Origin of the sequence: Streptomyces sp. NBC_01549 (assembly GCF_026339955.1) — a bacterium.
Taxonomy (GTDB): domain Bacteria; phylum Actinomycetota; class Actinomycetes; order Streptomycetales; family Streptomycetaceae; genus Streptomyces.
Map to the genome: position 1 here is coordinate 475,929 of NZ_JAPEPW010000001.1, position 14,483 is coordinate 490,411.

At 71.5% G+C, this 14,483-nt stretch carries 14 protein-coding genes and 1 pseudogene; 8 read left to right on the top strand and 7 right to left on the bottom strand.

Annotated features, from left to right (window positions below; genetic code table 11):
• The first annotated feature begins 124 nt into the window (after positions 1 to 124).
• A complete protein-coding gene (locus tag OG819_RS01970; RefSeq protein WP_266634761.1) occupies positions 125 to 799 on the top strand; it encodes a molybdopterin-dependent oxidoreductase in 675 nt (224 codons plus the stop codon).
• A complete protein-coding gene (locus OG819_RS01975; protein WP_266647720.1) occupies positions 741 to 1,415 on the top strand; it encodes a cytochrome b/b6 domain-containing protein in 675 nt (224 codons plus the stop codon). The genes OG819_RS01970 and OG819_RS01975 overlap by 59 nt, the downstream gene beginning before the upstream one ends.
• A gap of 108 nt (positions 1,416 to 1,523) precedes the next feature.
• On the opposite strand, the gene OG819_RS01980 is transcribed toward OG819_RS01975, so the two are convergent.
• Positions 1,524 to 1,970, bottom strand: coding sequence for a DUF6299 family protein (locus OG819_RS01980; RefSeq protein WP_266629768.1), 447 nt, complete (start codon positions 1,968 to 1,970; stop codon positions 1,524 to 1,526).
• Between the two features lie 274 nt (positions 1,971 to 2,244).
• Between OG819_RS01980 and OG819_RS01985 the strand changes: the two genes are divergently transcribed.
• The gene (locus tag OG819_RS01985; RefSeq protein WP_266629766.1) at positions 2,245 to 2,439 is read left to right on the top strand and encodes a DUF5999 family protein; all 195 of its coding nucleotides are present in this window, start codon (positions 2,245 to 2,247) and stop codon (positions 2,437 to 2,439) included.
• Positions 2,440 to 2,449: 10 nt separating this feature from the next.
• Here the strand turns inward: OG819_RS01985 and OG819_RS01990 are convergent, their stop codons facing one another.
• Together OG819_RS01990 and OG819_RS01995 are read right to left on the bottom strand one after the other, a co-directional pair.
• A complete protein-coding gene (locus OG819_RS01990) occupies positions 2,450 to 2,848 on the bottom strand; it encodes a RidA family protein (protein WP_266629764.1) in 399 nt (132 codons plus the stop codon).
• Positions 2,849 to 2,870: 22 nt separating this feature from the next.
• A complete protein-coding gene (locus tag OG819_RS01995; protein ID WP_266647721.1) occupies positions 2,871 to 4,157 on the bottom strand; it encodes an acyl-CoA dehydrogenase in 1,287 nt (428 codons plus the stop codon).
• Between the two features lie 126 nt (positions 4,158 to 4,283).
• Here OG819_RS01995 and OG819_RS02000 point away from each other — a divergent pair, with 126 nt between their 5' ends.
• The 4 genes and pseudogenes from OG819_RS02000 to OG819_RS02015 all read left to right on the top strand — a co-directional run.
• Positions 4,284 to 5,966, top strand: a complete 1,683-nt coding sequence (locus tag OG819_RS02000; protein ID WP_323139321.1) for an AMP-binding protein — start codon at positions 4,284 to 4,286, stop codon at positions 5,964 to 5,966.
• A 15-nt stretch (positions 5,967 to 5,981) separates the two neighbouring features.
• Positions 5,982 to 6,803 (top strand): PaaX family transcriptional regulator C-terminal domain-containing protein, encoded by an 822-nt coding sequence (locus OG819_RS02005; protein ID WP_266647723.1) that lies wholly within the window; start codon positions 5,982 to 5,984, stop codon positions 6,801 to 6,803.
• Between the two features lie 113 nt (positions 6,804 to 6,916).
• Positions 6,917 to 7,468, top strand: coding sequence for an adenylyl-sulfate kinase (gene cysC / locus OG819_RS02010; RefSeq protein WP_266647725.1), 552 nt, complete (start codon positions 6,917 to 6,919; stop codon positions 7,466 to 7,468).
• Positions 7,465 to 7,779 (top strand): annotated as a pseudogene (locus OG819_RS02015) (phosphoadenosine phosphosulfate reductase family protein); the annotation flags it as partial. The gene cysC and the pseudogene OG819_RS02015, both read left to right, overlap by 4 nt.
• A gap of 118 nt (positions 7,780 to 7,897) precedes the next feature.
• Here OG819_RS02015 and OG819_RS02020 read toward each other — a convergent pair.
• Both OG819_RS02020 and OG819_RS02025 read right to left on the bottom strand, forming a co-directional pair.
• Positions 7,898 to 10,189 carry a bifunctional salicylyl-CoA 5-hydroxylase/oxidoreductase gene (locus tag OG819_RS02020; RefSeq protein ID WP_266647728.1) on the bottom strand — a complete coding sequence of 764 codons (2,292 nt, stop codon included), beginning with the start codon at positions 10,187 to 10,189 and terminating at the stop codon, positions 7,898 to 7,900.
• A 2-nt stretch (positions 10,190 to 10,191) separates the two neighbouring features.
• Entirely contained in the window at positions 10,192 to 11,019 is an 828-nt protein-coding gene (locus OG819_RS02025) for an enoyl-CoA hydratase family protein (RefSeq protein WP_266629754.1), read from the bottom strand.
• A 345-nt stretch (positions 11,020 to 11,364) separates the two neighbouring features.
• On the opposite strand from OG819_RS02025, the gene OG819_RS02030 reads away from it, so the two are divergent.
• Positions 11,365 to 11,811: an ATP-binding protein gene (locus tag OG819_RS02030; protein WP_266647730.1), complete on the top strand. Its 447-nt coding sequence runs from the start codon at positions 11,365 to 11,367 to the stop codon at positions 11,809 to 11,811.
• On the opposite strand, the gene OG819_RS02035 is transcribed toward OG819_RS02030, so the two are convergent.
• Together OG819_RS02035 and argF are read right to left on the bottom strand one after the other, a co-directional pair.
• Positions 11,771 to 13,222 carry an amino acid permease gene (locus OG819_RS02035; protein ID WP_266647732.1) on the bottom strand — a complete coding sequence of 484 codons (1,452 nt, stop codon included), beginning with the start codon at positions 13,220 to 13,222 and terminating at the stop codon, positions 11,771 to 11,773. The two genes, OG819_RS02030 and OG819_RS02035, sit on opposite strands and share 41 nt — an antisense overlap.
• Positions 13,223 to 13,334: 112 nt before the next feature.
• Positions 13,335 to 14,369: an ornithine carbamoyltransferase gene (argF, locus tag OG819_RS02040; protein WP_266629748.1), complete on the bottom strand. Its 1,035-nt coding sequence runs from the start codon at positions 14,367 to 14,369 to the stop codon at positions 13,335 to 13,337.
• Between the last annotated feature and the right edge of the window lie 114 nt (positions 14,370 to 14,483).

Consider the following 14,483-nt stretch of genomic DNA (forward strand, 5'->3'; position numbering starts at 1 on the left):
CGCACGCGACCGTGAACGGCATCGCCGAGCGGGCCCGCGCACTCTTCACCACGACAGGACGGGAACGGACATGAGCGACCGGCGGAAAGACCCGGTGGAGGGAGCGCCCATAGGGCGGCGGGCCATGCTGGCCACGCTCGCGGCGGGGGCCGCCGGACTCGCCACCGCGCCCTACTTGCAGCGAGGTTGGGAGGGCTTTCTCGGCGCCGCCTCACAGGTGGACTCGACCGGCCTCACCGGACTGCTGCCCAACCCGGGCGGCTTCCGCTACTACAGCGTCGTCGGCTCGGTGCCGCGCAAGGACGACACCAACTACGAGCTGCGCGTCGACGGCCTGGTCGACCGGCCGAAGACCTACACCCTGCCCGAGCTGCGCGCGATGCGGCAGACCCGCGTCGTCCACGACGTGCTGTGCACCGACGGCTGGCGCGTGGAGAACACGCCATTCGAGGGCGTGCGGCTCGCGGACATCCTCGACGCCGCCGGGGTGCGCGGCGAAGGCAAGGCCGTACGTTTCACCTGCTTCGACGGCGCCTACAGCGAGAACCTCACGCTGGAGCAGGCACGCCGCTCCGACGTCATGGTGGCCCTGAACATGCAGGACAAGCCGATCACGCACGAGCACGGTGGACCCGTCCGGCTGTACGCGGCCCCGATGTACTTCTACAAATCGGCCAAGTGGCTGTCCGGCATCTCGGTCACCGACAAGGTCATTCCCGGCTACTGGGAGGAGCGCGGCTATGACATCGACGGCTGGCTCGACGGAGAGGACAGGCACGGCAATGGCTCCGCCGTCTGACCGCTCGGAAAAGATCCGCCGGTTCACCCGGGCCGAGCGGCTGGTCCACCGTGCCACCGGCTGTCTGATGCTGCTGTGCGTGGCGACCGCGGCCTGCCTGTATCTGGGACCGCTCGCCCAACTGGTCGGCCGGCGCCATCTGATGGTCACCGTTCACGAGTGGTCGGGCATCCTGCTGCCGCTGCCCTTTTCTCTCGGCCTCTTCTCTCCCGCGTTCCGGGCGGACCTGCGGAAGCTGAACCGCTTCGCGTCTTACGACCGCCAATGGCTGCACGCGGTTCGCAGGCGCCTGACCTCACCGTCCGCCCGCCCGGCCGGCAAGTTCAACGCGGGCCAGAAGCTGTACGCGGGCTGGATCGCCGGGGCCGTGGTGCTGATGCTGTTCACCGGGCTGCTGATGTGGTTCACCGGCCTGCTGCCGGTGATCTCCCGCACCAGTGCGATCTTCGTGCACGACTGCCTGGCCTGGGGAATCAGCTTCGTCCTCATCGGTCACATGCGGAAGGCGTACCAAGACCCGGAAGCACGGCTCGGGATGCGCACCGGGTTCGTCACGCCCGAGTGGGCGAGGGAACACCATTCCATGTGGCTGAAGAAGGATTCCCCGGACATCTGAGACACCGGAATGGTGGCGGGCCCGCCGGAGGGGACGTCCGCGCGTCGTCCGGCGGCCCCGCCATGTCCTTCTCGGCCGTGTGCCGCCTCCGTCCTTCACGGAGGCGGTTCAGCCCTCCATGAGGGTGATGTCCTGCTGCTGCACCGCGTGGAACAGCGGCAGCGGCAGACCGCCCAGGGCGGGGCTCAGTTCCATCAGGGTGGCCTCCACATGGGCGGCGCCCGGTGCGAGGGTGTCGGATGTGCGCTTCTCCGAGTTGGTCCAGCGGTGTTCCGCACCGTCGCAGACCGCCGCGGTGCCGCCGATGCCGTAACGGATCCGGGGGTCGTCCTGCGAGACCGACGAGGAGACGAGCACCGGCCCCGTACCGCTCAGACAGCGGTAGGTGCCGGAGAGAGTGACGGTTCCGTCGGCCGCGAGGTGACCGGTCGAGTCGACGGTCACCGTCTCGGACGGCGCCGACAGGGCGCCGACGGACACGGCGACGGCGGACGGGGCGGCCAGCAGCAGGAACGCGGCGCCGGTGGCCGCGCCGATGACCTGGCGCAAGGACATGAGGTACCTCCTGGAACATGGGGGGCTCCACAGGTACCGGGCGCGCGGGCCCAAGGCAGTGATCGTCACCCCTTTGGTGGCGAGTCCGGTCCGTGGCCGGTCCCGACAGTGGCGGATCCGGTCCCCGCGTCATGGGAACGTTCGAGAGTTGTCCGCGTGTTGTCACGCTTCTCGACCGGCGGTTCCGATGAGTTCGCCACGGGAGCATGGTCTTACCTATGCGAGACGGCGACAGCGCCGTCGACACTCATCGCATCCGACGTGGAGGTGCGCCATGTGTTCCCACCAAGCTCTGTGCCCGTCCGCGGACTCCCACGCTCCGCACACCGTGTCGGCCCACCCCGAGCAGGGCTGGAGCCTGCTGTGCAACGGCGCGATCGTCTTCGACGACAGCGGTGAACTGCTCCCCGACGGCAGCGTGGTCGCTCCGCACCGGGTGTTCGCCGAGCGGCTGGCCGTCGCCGCCTGACCGTCGTTCCCTACGGCAGCACCGCGAAGCCGTCCAGTTCGACCAGGGCCCGTTCGTCCCAGAGACGGGCGGCCCCGACCACGGCCATCGCGGGATAGTCGCGGCCCGCCAACCGCCGCCAGACGCGGCCGAGTTCGGGGGCCCGGGCGCGATAGTCGGCGACGTCCGTGGCGTAGACCGTGACCCGCGCGAGGTCGGCCGGGGTTCCCCCCGCGGCCCGCAGCGCGGTCAGCAGATTGGCCAGCGCCTTCTCGAACTGCTCCGGGAGGGTCGCGCCGACCACCTTCCCGTCCGTGTCCAGCGCGGTCTGGCCCGCCAGGAACACGACGCGGGTGCCGGTGGCGACGACGGCGTGCGAGAAGCCGGTGGGCGGGGAGAGCTCGGGCGGGTTGACGCGCTCGGTGCTCACACGACCTCCAGGCTCGCGGCGCTCACAGGGCCTCCACCGACGCGTACAGCTCCTTGGCGATGACCGCCCGCTGGACCTCGCTCGCGCCCTCGTAGATACGGGGCGCGCGGACCTCCCGGTAGAGGTGTTCGAGGAGATGACCACGGCACAGGGCTCGGGCGCCGTGCAGTTGGACCGCGGCGTCGACCACGTACTGGGCCGTCTCGGTCGCCAGCAGCTTCGCCATCGCCGCGCGCCGGGGCACGTCCGGGGCCCCTTCGTCGTACGCCGCCGCCGCCGCGTAGACCATCAGACGGGCCGCCTCCGTACGCAGCGCCATCTCGGCGACCTGGTGGGCCACCGTCTGCAGGTCCTTCAGCCTGCCGCCGAACGCCTCCCGCCCGGCCGTGTGGGTGAGCGTCGCCGCGAGGGCCGCCCCCGCCATACCGACCGCGAAGGCGCCCACGCTCGGGCGGAAGAGGTTGAGGGTGTGCATCGCGACCCTAAAACCGCGGTCGGGCTCGCCGAGCACGTCGTCCGCCGTCACCGGTACGGCGTCGAAGGCGAGGGCGCCGATGGGGTGCGGGGAGAGCATGTCGAGCGGGGTGCCGGTGAGGCCCGGCCGGTCGGCGGGCACCAGGAAGGCGGTGACGCCCCGGGCTCCGGCGCCCGGGGTGGTCCGTGCGAAGACGGTGTAGAAGTCGGCCTCGGGGGCGTTGGAGATCCAGCACTTCTCCCCGCTGAGCCGCCAGCGAGCGGAGCCGTCGCGTTCGGCGACGGGCGAGTCCGGCGCCTCGGCGACGGGCGGAGTCCGGGACCCGGTGTCGGGCGAGTCCGGCGCCTCGGCGACGGGCGGAGTCCGGGACCCGGTGTCGGGCGAGGCTCCGGGGTCCGACGGTGAGGAACCGGCCGCCCGGGGGGCGTCCCGGTCCGCGCGGAGCGCCAGCGCCGCCGCGTCCGAGCCCGCGCCCGGCTCGCTGAGCGCGAACGCGGCCACCGCGCTGCCGTCCGAGACCCGGGGCAGCCAGCGCTCGCGCTGCGCCCGGTCGCCGTACGCGTGCACCGGATGCGCGCCGAGGCCCTGCAGGGCGAGCGCCGTCTCGGCCTCGGTGCAACCGTGCGCCAAAGACTCCCGCATCAGGCACAGATCGAGCGCGCCCGAGGTGAACAGGCGGGCGAGCAGCCCCAGCCGGCCCAACTCGGCTACGAGGGGACGGTTGACGCGGCCCGGCTCGCCCTTCTCCGCCAGCGGGCGCAACCGCTCCGCGGCCAGCGCGCGCAGCTCGGCACACCAGGCGGTCTGTGCCGGATCGAGTGAGAATGCGGTCATTGCCGGTTCCCTCTCCGCCGTCGGACTGCGGGACCCCAGGCTATCGCGAGACATTGACTGTCGTCACCAATACGATACGCTCCTTGTGCGAGACGCGAGCCCACCACGACAAGGGGGCGAACCTCCATGGACGGCGACACCCTGGAGCCGACGACCTCGGCCCACGTCGACACCTTCGCCCGCGACCATCTCCCGCCCCCCGAGCACTGGCCCGGACTCCCCTTCGACCTGCCCGAGCTGCGCTACCCCGATCGGCTGAACTGCGCCGCCGAACTCCTCGGGGACAAGCGTCCGCACCGCCCCGCCTTCCGCACGCCGTCCGGCGACCTGTGGACGTACGGGCAGCTGCTCGCCCGGACGGACCGGATCGCGCACGTCCTGACCGCCGAGCTGGGCGTCGTGCCCGGCAACCGGGTGCTGCTGCGCGGGCCCACCACGCCCTGGCTCGCCGCGTGCTGGCTGGCGGTCCTGAAGGCGGGCGCGGTCGCCGTCACCGTGCTCGCGCAGCAGCGCCCGCACGAGCTGACCACCATGTGCAAGATCGCCCACGTCACGCACGCGCTGTGCGACGTACGCTCGGTCGACGATCTGGCGAAGGCGGAGATCCCGGGGCTGCGGATCACGACGTACGGCGGGGACGCGCCCGACGACCTGCTGCTGCGCATCACGGGCGCTCTGGACGAGCCGTTCACCGCGGTCGACACGGCCGCCGACGACGTCGCGCTGATCGCGTTCACCTCCGGCACCACCGGCCGTCCCAAGGGCTGTGTGCACTTCCACCGCGATGTGCTGGCCATAGCGGACACCTTCTCGAAGCATGTGCTGCGGCCGCACGAGGACGACGTCTTCACCGGCAGTCCCCCGCTGGGCTTCACGTTCGGGCTCGGCGGCCTCGTCGTCTTCCCGATGCGCGCCGGCGCCTGCTCCCTGCTGCTCGAACAGGCGGGCCCCACGCAGTTGTTGCCCGCGATCACCGAGCACCGCGTCTCGGTGCTGTTCACCGCCCCGACCGCCTACCGGGCCATGCTGGCGGAGCTGGACGGGTACGACACGACCTCGCTGCGGCGCTGTGTGTCCGCGGGCGAGAACCTGCCCGCCGCGACCTGGCGGGCCTGGCACACCCGCACCGGGCTGCGCATCATCAACGGCATCGGCGCCACCGAGCTGCTGCACATCTTCATCTCCGCCGCGGACGAGCACATCCGCCCCGGGACGACGGGCGTCCCGGTACCGGGGTGGCAGGCGCGCGTGGTCGACGCCGAGGGGGCGCCGGTGCCGGACGGCGAGCCCGGGCTGCTCGCGGTGCGCGGCCCGGTCGGCTGCCGCTATCTCGCCGACCCCCGGCAGCGGGAGTACGTGCGCGGTGGCTGGAACATCACCGGCGACACCTATGTGCGCGACCCCGACGGCTACTTCCGCTATGTCGCCCGCGCCGACGACATGATCGTCTCGGCGGGGTACAACATCGCCGGGCCCGAGGTCGAGGACGCCCTGCTGCGCCACCCGGACGTGGTCGAGACGGCCGTCGTGGGGCGGCCCGACGACGCACGCGGGCAGGTGGCGGTCGCGTACGCGGTCCTCAGGGAGGGGGCACACAAGGACGCCGAGGCACTGCGCGCCTTCCTCAAGTCCGAGCTGGCGCCGTACAAGTGCCCCCGCGAGTTCGTCTTCCTGGACGCGCTGCCCCGCACGGCGACGGGAAAGCTGCAGCGCTTCCGGCTGCGTGCCGATGCCCCGCCGTCGGGCGGGGACACCCCGTCGTCGGCCGCGCCGGAGGGCGAGTTGTCCACCGGCGGCGGCCCTAAGTGATCTTCGCGCACTAGAGTGATCAACGTGTCAGAGCAGCACGCCCCCCGGTCTCTCATCGTCACGTTCTACGGCGCGTACGGCCGTTTCATGCCCGGTCCCGTGCCGGTGGCCGAGTTGATCCGGCTCCTCGCCGCGGTCGGCGTCGACGCGCCCTCCGTACGGTCGTCGGTGTCCCGGCTCAAGCGCCGCGGACTGCTCGAACCGGCCCGTACGGCGGCGGGTGGCGCCGGTTACGCGCTGTCGCCGGACGCCCGCCAACTGCTGGAGGACGGCGACCGGCGGGTGTACGCGACGGCGCCTCCCGAGGACGAGGGCTGGGTGCTCGCCGTCTTCTCCGTGCCGGAGTCCGAGCGGCAGAAGCGGCACGTACTGCGCTCACGCCTCGCCGGTCTCGGCTTCGGGACGGCGGCCCCCGGCGTGTGGCTCGCCCCCGCGCGGCTCTACGAGGAGACCCGGCACACCCTGGCGCGGCTGCGGCTCGACCCTTATGTGGAGCTGTTTCGCGGGGAGCACCTGGGTTTCGCGGCGACGGCGGACGCGGTCGCGCGCTGGTGGGACCTGGCGGCGATCGCCAAACAGCACGAGGCCTTCCTCGACCAGCACGCGACCGTGCTGCACGACTGGCGGCGGCGCGCGGACACCCCGCCCGAGGAGGCGTACCGCGACTATCTGCTCGCCCTGGACACCTGGCGCCACCTCCCGTACGCCGACCCGGGACTGCCCGCCGCGCTGCTGCCCGAGGACTGGCCGGGCGCCCGCTCGGCCGCCGTGTTCCGGGCGCTGCACGAGCGGCTGCGGGACACGGGGGCGAGCTTCACCGAACCCGCCGCCGTGTGACCTCAGACACACCATGAGGCGCTTAGGGAACCCTCAGCCTCTTCCGTCCCTCTTCTCATGTTTCTTACCTAGCGTCGTGAGCCGCACGCCAGGACAGGAAGAGGACCGCACGTATGACCACTACGGCAAGGGCTCAGGGAGCCACCGTCTGGCTCACGGGCCTGCCGAGCGCGGGCAAGACGACCATCGCCCGGATACTGGGGACCCGTCTGAAGGCGGAGGGGCACCGGGTGGAGGTCCTCGACGGCGACGAGGTCCGCCGGTTCCTCTCCGCGGGTCTCGGCTTCTCGCGCGAGGACCGCAACACCAACGTGCAGCGCATCGGCCTGGTCGCCGAGGTGCTCGCGCGCAACGGCGTCCTCGCCGTGGTGCCCGTCATCGCGCCGTACGCCGACAGCCGCGATGCCGTACGGGAGCGGCACGAGGCGAGCGAGACGCCGTACATCGAGGTGCATGTCGCCACCCCGGTCGAGGTGTGCAGCGAGCGCGATGTGAAGGGGCTGTACGCCCGGCAGGCCGCGGGCCGGCTCACCGGGCTCACCGGCGTCGACGACCCCTACGAGCCGCCGCTCGACCCGGCGCTCACGCTGGAGACGCATCTGCAGACCCCGGAGGAGTCCGCGGACTCGGTGCACGCGGTGCTCGCCGCGAGGGGGCTCGTATGACCTCCGCGACCGTCGAACAGGCCTTCACGCTGTCGCACTTGGACGCGTTGGAGTCCGAGGCCGTCCACATCTTCCGTGAGGTCGCGGGCGAGTTCGAACGGCCGGTGATCCTCTTCTCCGGCGGCAAGGACTCCATCGTCATGCTGCACCTCGCCCTGAAGGCCTTCGCCCCCGCCGCGATCCCCTTCACCCTGCTGCACGTCGACACCGGACACAACTTCCCCGAAGTCCTCGCATACCGCGACCAGACGGTCGAGAAGCACGGACTGCGACTGCACATCGCCTCCGTACAGGACTACATCGACCGCGGAGCCCATCGTCGACCCGGCGGACGGCTCGACCCTGACGGCGGGCATGGCCGACCTCTCCGCCCCGGACGCCTAGGACGCCCCGACCGCCAGGACGCTCAGGAACGCCCTCCGCCCGCCCTCAAGTCCCCAGTGACAGGCGAGGCTTGGGGGCGTCGACGCGTCCGGTCTGCGGGCGGCGGCTGCCCGCACGGTAGGGCCTCGGCCAGGCGACGCCCGGACCCTCGTACCCCTGCTCGGCCGCCGCGTGCAGCGTCCAGTGCGGGTCGTAGAGATGCGGCCGGGCGAGGGCGCACAGGTCCGCGCGCCCGGCCAGGATCAGGGAGTTGACGTCGTCCCAGGAGGAGATCGCGCCGACGGCGATCACGTTGAGGCCGGTCTCGTGGCGGATCCGGTCGGCGAACGGGGTCTGGTACGAGCGGCCGTACTCGGGCTGTTCGTCGGCGACCACCTGCCCCGTCGACACATCGACCGCGTCGGCGCCGTGCGCCGCGAAGGCCCGGGCGATCGCCACGCCCTCGTCCCCGGTGTTGCCGCCCTCGGCCCAGTCGGTCGCGGAGATACGGACGGTCATGGGCCGCTCCTCCGGCCACACGCTCCGCACGGCGTCGAAGACCTCCAGCGGGAAGCGCAGCCTGCGTTCCAGCGAGCCGCCGTAGGCGTCGGTGCGCCGGTTGGTGAGCGGCGAGAGGAAGCCGGAGAGCAGGTAGCCGTGGGCGCAGTGCAGTTCGAGGAGGTCGAAGCCGCAGCGGGCGGCACGCAAGGCGGCTGCCACGAACTGCTCACGGATGTCCGTGAGTTGGGCGCGGTACAGCTGGCGGGGTGTCTGGCTGCGCGGTCCGTACGGGATCGGGGAGGCGGCCACGAGTGGCCAGTTGCCCTCCTCCAGGGGCTCGTCGATGCCCTCCCACATCAGCTTCGTGGAGCCCTTGCGGCCGGAGTGGCCGAGCTGGACGCCGATCGCGGCGCCGGGTGCCTGGGCGTGCACGAAGCCGATGATCCGCCGCCAGGACTCGGCCTGCCTGTGTGAGTAGAGGCCCGCGCAGCCGGGTGTGATGCGGCCCTCGGCGCTCACGCACACCATCTCGGTCATCACCAGGCCCGCGCCGCCGAGCGCCCGTGCGCCCAGGTGGACCAGGTGGAAGTCACCGGGGACGCCGTCCACGGCCGAGTACATGTCCATCGGTGAGACCACGACCCGGTTGCGCAGGGTCAGACCGCGCAGCCGGAACGGGGTGAACATCGGGGGTGTGCCGGGCGGGCAGCCGAACTCGCGCTCGACCGCCGCCGTGAAGTGCGCGTCACGCAGCCGCAGGTTGTCGTGCGTGACGCGGCGGCTGCGGGTGAGGAGGTTGAAGGCGAACTGGCGGGCGGGCTGGTGGAGATACAGCCCCAGGTTCTCGAACCACTCCAGGCTGGCCCGCGCCGCCCGCTGGGTGGACGCGACGACCGGGCGCCGCTCCTCCTCGTAGGCGGCGAGGGCCTCGGCGAGGGTGGGCCGCTCCTCCAGACAGGCGGCCAGCGCGAGCGCGTCCTCGACGGCGAGCTTGGTGCCGGAGCCGATGGAGAAGTGGGCGGTGTGCGCGGCGTCGCCGAGGAGGACCAGATTGCCGTGGGACCAGCGGTCGTTGACCACCGTACGGAAGGTGGTCCACGTCGACTTGTTGGACCGCAGCTGCCGCCCGCCGAGTGCGTCCGTGAAGATCTTGCCGCAGAGCTCGACGGACTCCTGTTCGTCGAGGTCCGCGAAACCGGCCGCCCGCCACACCTCTTCGCGCATCTCGACGATGACGGTGGAGGCGTCGGCCGCGAAGGGGTAGCCGTGCAGCTGCATCACGCCGTGCTCGGTCTCGGCGATCTCGAAGCGGAAGGAGTCGAAGGCGAAGTCGGCGGCGAGCCAGATGTAACGGCACCGGTGCTCCTCGACCGACGGTCCGAACACCTCCGCGTACGCCGCCCGGGTCGGGCTGTGCACCCCGTCCGCGGCGACGACCAGGTCGTACGCCGTCATCAGCTCGGCGACCGGCGGGGCCTCGGCCCGGAAGCGCAGCTCTATGCCGAGCGAGCGGCAGCGCTCGTGCAGGATCTCCAGGAGCCGGCGTCGGCCGAGCGCCGCGAAGCCGTGGCCCCCGGAGGTGTGGCGCACGCCCCGGTGCACGATGTCGATGTCGTCCCAGCGCACGAACTCGTCCTGGAGCGCCGCGTACACGACCGGATCGGCGTGCTCGATCCCGCCCAGCGTCTCGTCGGAGAGCACGACACCGAAGCCGAAGGTGTCGTCGGGGGCGTTGCGCTCCCAAACGGTGACCTCGCGGTCCGGGTCGAGGCGCTTGAGGAGCGCGGCGGCGTAGAGCCCGCCGGGACCGCCGCCGATGACGGCGACGCGCGCGGACGCGCACGGCCGCGTCGGCACGGCTATCGCCCCCGCCACTTCGGCGCGCGCTTCTCCGTGAAGGCCGCGTGGAACTCGGCGTAGTCCTCGCCGGTCATCAGGAGGGCCTGGGTCGAGGCGTCGAGTTCGACGGAGGCGGCGAGGGGCATGTCCAGTTCGGCGGTGAGCAGGGCCTTGGTCTGGGCATACGCGAGGGCCGGGCCCTCGGCCAGGCGGCGGGCCAGGGACTGGGCAGCCGCGTCGACACCGCCCTCGTCGGTCAGCTCGCTGATCAGGCCGATCCGCTCGGCCTCGGGCGCGCGCACCGGTTCGCCGAGCATCAGCAGCCGGGTCGCGTGACCGAGCCCCACGACGCGGGGCAGCAGATAGGCGGCGCCCATGTCGCCGCCGGACAGTCCGACGCGGGTGAAGAGGAAGGCGAACCGGGCGCTCGGGTCGGCCACCCGGAAGTCGGCGGCCAGGGCGAGGACGGCTCCGGCGCCCGCCGCGATCCCGTGCACCGCCGCGATCACCGGGAACGGGCACTCCCGTACGGCCCGCACGACCTGCCCGGTCATCCGGTTGAAGTCCAGGAGCTGGGCGGTGTCCATGGACAGGGTCGCGCCGATGATCTCGTCGACGTCGCCGCCGGAGCAGAAACCGCGCCCCTCCCCCGCCAGCACCAGAGCCCGTACCGACCGCTCGCGGGAGAGCTCGGCGAGCAGGTCACGCAGGTCGGCGTAGGCGCCGAAGGTGAGGGCGTTGAGTTTCTCGGGGCGGGCCAGGGTGACCGTGGCGACCCCGTCGGCGACCTCGCACCTCAGGTGCTGCCAGTCGGGGGTGCGGGCGGCGGAGCCGGTGAAGGGACTCATGACGGGCGGCCTCCTCGGACGGGGGCGGCGGTCCGCGCCATGGGGCGCCGGACAGCGGTCGTCGCTACTCCATGAAGTTATCACCAGTCTGTGACTGTCGTCACGACCGCGCAATAACTCGGTCGTGAAGTGACCGTGTCCCGTCACCGAGTCACGGGTTCTCGATAGCCCCGTAGCGGTGGGAGCACCTCGCGGGAGGCGGGGGGTTGAGCTGGGTACGGGGCCTCATGCCGAGCCGAACGTCCTGGGAGGGCGCCCACCGAATGTCCTGGAAAGCGCCCGCCGGATGTCTCTGTCCGGTCGCGCCGTACCATTCCTAGAGCTGAAAGCAGGACAGCCTGCTCCATGAACGGACCCACCTTGCACGACACCCCCGCCTCCTGGCGCATCGCGCTGCCGCACACCGCCGCGGCCGTGCCGGTCGCCCGCGCCCTGGTCCGCACCGCGCTGGCCGAGGTGAAGCACGCGGCCGACAGCGACACCGCGGAACTGCTCACCGCGGAACTGGTCGCCAACGCCGTGGAGCACACCGCGGGAGACGGCCCCATAGAGCTGGTCGTGGAGGTGATGCCGACCGGCTGTCAGGTCGAGGTGCACGATCCGGACCCAAAGCCGCCCGGCAACCTCACGGTCCCGGAGCCGCCCGGCGAGCCCGACCCCTGGCAGGAGCACGGGCGCGGCCTCCTCCTGATCCGCACCCTCAGCTCCTCCTGCGGCCACCGCCCCACCGGCTCCGGCAAGGCGGTCTGGTTCAGACTGCCTGTGGTGCCCGCTCAGCGGCGTCCGGTGTAGCCGCCGTCGCCGTGGCCGATCGGGCCAGGCGCGAATTGCGGCGCCCGTAGCGCACGTACACGAGGAATCCGGCCGCCAGGAAGCACCCGAACTGGATCCAGGTCGTCCAGCCCGTCTCGTACATCAGATACAGGCAGAAGCCGACGCCGAGCAGCGGTACCACGGGGTAGAGCGGCACCCGGAACGTCCTGGCGAGACCCGGCTCCCGGCGCCGCAGCGCGATCACCGCGACATTGACGGCGGCCATGGTGGCGAGCGTGCCGATCGTCGTCAGGTTGACGACGGCGTCGAGCGGGGCGAAGGCCGCCGGGACGGCGAAGACGATGGCGACGATCAGGGTTCCCGCGACCGGTGTCGAGGTCTTCGGCGAGATCTTCTCGAAGACGCGCGGCACGAGCCCGTCGCGGGACATGGACATGAGGATGCGGGTCTGTCCGTACATCACCGCGAGCACCACCGAGGCGATGGCGACGACCGCCCCGAACGCGACGACCCCGGCGCCGACCGTGGACCCGGTGACCACGTTGACGACATACGACAGCGCGGCGGGCCGCCCGCCGACCGCGTCGCCACCGACGGCGCCGATCGCCGCGAGGGCCACCGCGCAGTACAGCAGGGTGACCAGACCGAGGCAGACCAGGATGGCGATCGGGATGTCACGGCGGGGATTCTTGGCCTCCTCGCCGGCGGTGGTGATCGCGTCGAAGCCGATGTACGAGAAGAAGGCGGCCGTGGTGCCCGTGCCGATGCCGCCGAGCCCGGCCGGGGAGAACGGCGTGAGGTTGCCGTGCTTGAAGGCACTGAACCCGATCGCGCAGAACGCGACGAGCACGACGAGCTTCAGCACGGCCATGGCCGCGGTCGCCCGGGCGCTCTCGCGCACCCCGCGGATCAGCAGGACCGAGGCCAGCGCGATCACGATGACCGCGGGGAGGTTGACGATCCCGCCGTCGGACGGACCGGCCGAGAGCGCCGCGGGCAGCCGCACACCCATGAGGCTGTGCAGCAGTTCGTTGACGTACTGGCTCCAGCCGACCGCCACGGCCGACACGGAGACGCCGTACTCCAGGAGCAGACACCAGCCGACGAGGAAGGCCGTGCCCTCGCCCAGCCCCGCGTAGGCGAAGGAGTACGAGGATCCGGAGACGGGGATCGCACCGCCGAGTTCGGCGAAGGAGAACGCGGTGAAGACGCAGGTGATCGCCGCGAGGATGAACGACACGACCACGGCGGGTCCGGCCTGCGCGACCGAGTCGGAGAGGCCGACGAAGATTCCGGTGCCGACGATGGCGCCCACGCCGAAGCAGACGAGTTGGAAGAGGCCCATGGTGCGCTTGAGGCCATGGCCTTCGTGGTCGGCGCCTGATTCGGCCATCAGCAGCTGGGGGGACTTGACGCGTGGAGCGGACATGCGGGTGGTGCTCATTTCCGGTGGTGCGGGGTGCGACTGGGTCGGTCGCGCGGCGGTCGCGGAAGGGGTGGCTCCGGACCGCCGGTCAGGATAAGGCCTGCGCGGGCGTCCGTCAGGCCAGGACCTGGGGGATTCCCGCTCGGCCCAGGGTGGCGACCATGATCGCCTTGATGGTGTGCAGCCGGTTCTCGGCCTCGTCGAAGACGACCGACTGCGCCGACTCGAACACCTCGTCGGTGACCTCCAGCGAGTCGCGGCCGTGGGTCTCGTGGATCTCACGGCCGACCTTGGTGCCCAGGTCGTGGAAGGCCGGCAGGCAGTGCAGGAACTTCACGTCCGGGTTGCCGGTGGCGCGCAGCACGTCCATGGTCACGGCGTACGGGGACAGCGCGCCGATGCGCTCGTCCCACACCTCCTTGGGCTCGCCCATCGAGACCCAGACGTCGGTGGCGACGAAGTCGGCGCCGTGGACGCCCTCGCCGAGGTGCTCGGTGAGGGTGACGCGCCCGCCGCTGTTCTCGGCGAGCTTGCGGGCCTGGGCGACGATCTCGTCGGCCGGCCAGTAGGCCTTCGGGGCGACGATCCGGACGTCCATGCCGAGGAGCGCGCCGGTGACCAGGTAGGAGTTGCCCATGTTGAAACGGGCGTCACCCAGGTAGGCGAAGGCGATCTCACCGAGCGGCTTGTCGCAGTGCTCGGTCATGGTGAGCACGTCGGCGAGCATCTGGGTGGGGTGCCAATCGTCGGTCAGACCGTTGTAGACGGGCACTCCGGCGTACGCGGCCAGCTCCTCGACGGAGGTCTGACTGTCGCCCCGGTACTCGATCGCGTCGAACATCCGGCCGAGGACGCGCGCGGTGTCCTTCACGGACTCCTTGTGACCTATCTGCGAACCGGACGGGTCCAGGTACGTCGTCGAGGCGCCCTGGTCCGCGGCTGCGACCTCGAACGCGCAGCGCGTGCGGGTGGAGGTCTTCTCGAAGATCAGCGCGATGTTCCTGCCCCGCAGGTACTGCGTCTCGGTCCCGGCCTTCTTGGCCGCCTTGAGCTCGGCGGCCAGCTCGATCAGACCGCGGAACTCCTCCCCGGTGAAGTCCAGCTCCTTGAGGAAGTGGCGTCCGGAGAGGGCGGTCGGGACTGTCGCCATGGGGGCGCTCCAGGGATGCGAGAACGGGGACGAACAAAGGGGCGAGTGGAAGTCTATACGATGCTCCACATTTCTATACGGGACCTCTTTGTGGACCTCGGGGACAGCGCGCCT

Coding starts and splice junctions, on each gene's coding strand:
- argF (WP_266629748.1), bottom strand. CDS start 14,369: ATGGCGACAGTCCCGACCGCCCTCTCCGGACGCCACTTCCTCAAGGAG.
- OG819_RS02035 (WP_266647732.1), bottom strand. CDS start 13,222: ATGTCCGCTCCACGCGTCAAGTCCCCCCAGCTGCTGATGGCCGAATCA.
- cysC (WP_266647725.1), top strand. CDS start 6,917: ATGACCACTACGGCAAGGGCTCAGGGAGCCACCGTCTGGCTCACGGGC.
- OG819_RS01970 (WP_266634761.1), top strand. CDS start 125: ATGCTGGCCACGCTCGCGGCGGGGGCCGCCGGACTCGCCACCGCGCCC.
- OG819_RS01985 (WP_266629766.1), top strand. CDS start 2,245: ATGTGTTCCCACCAAGCTCTGTGCCCGTCCGCGGACTCCCACGCTCCG.
- OG819_RS01980 (WP_266629768.1), bottom strand. CDS start 1,970: ATGTCCTTGCGCCAGGTCATCGGCGCGGCCACCGGCGCCGCGTTCCTG.
- OG819_RS02025 (WP_266629754.1), bottom strand. CDS start 11,019: ATGAGTCCCTTCACCGGCTCCGCCGCCCGCACCCCCGACTGGCAGCAC.
- OG819_RS02000 (WP_323139321.1), top strand. CDS start 4,284: ATGGACGGCGACACCCTGGAGCCGACGACCTCGGCCCACGTCGACACC.
- OG819_RS02030 (WP_266647730.1), top strand. CDS start 11,365: ATGAACGGACCCACCTTGCACGACACCCCCGCCTCCTGGCGCATCGCG.
- OG819_RS01995 (WP_266647721.1), bottom strand. CDS start 4,157: ATGACCGCATTCTCACTCGATCCGGCACAGACCGCCTGGTGTGCCGAG.
- OG819_RS01975 (WP_266647720.1), top strand. CDS start 741: ATGACATCGACGGCTGGCTCGACGGAGAGGACAGGCACGGCAATGGCT.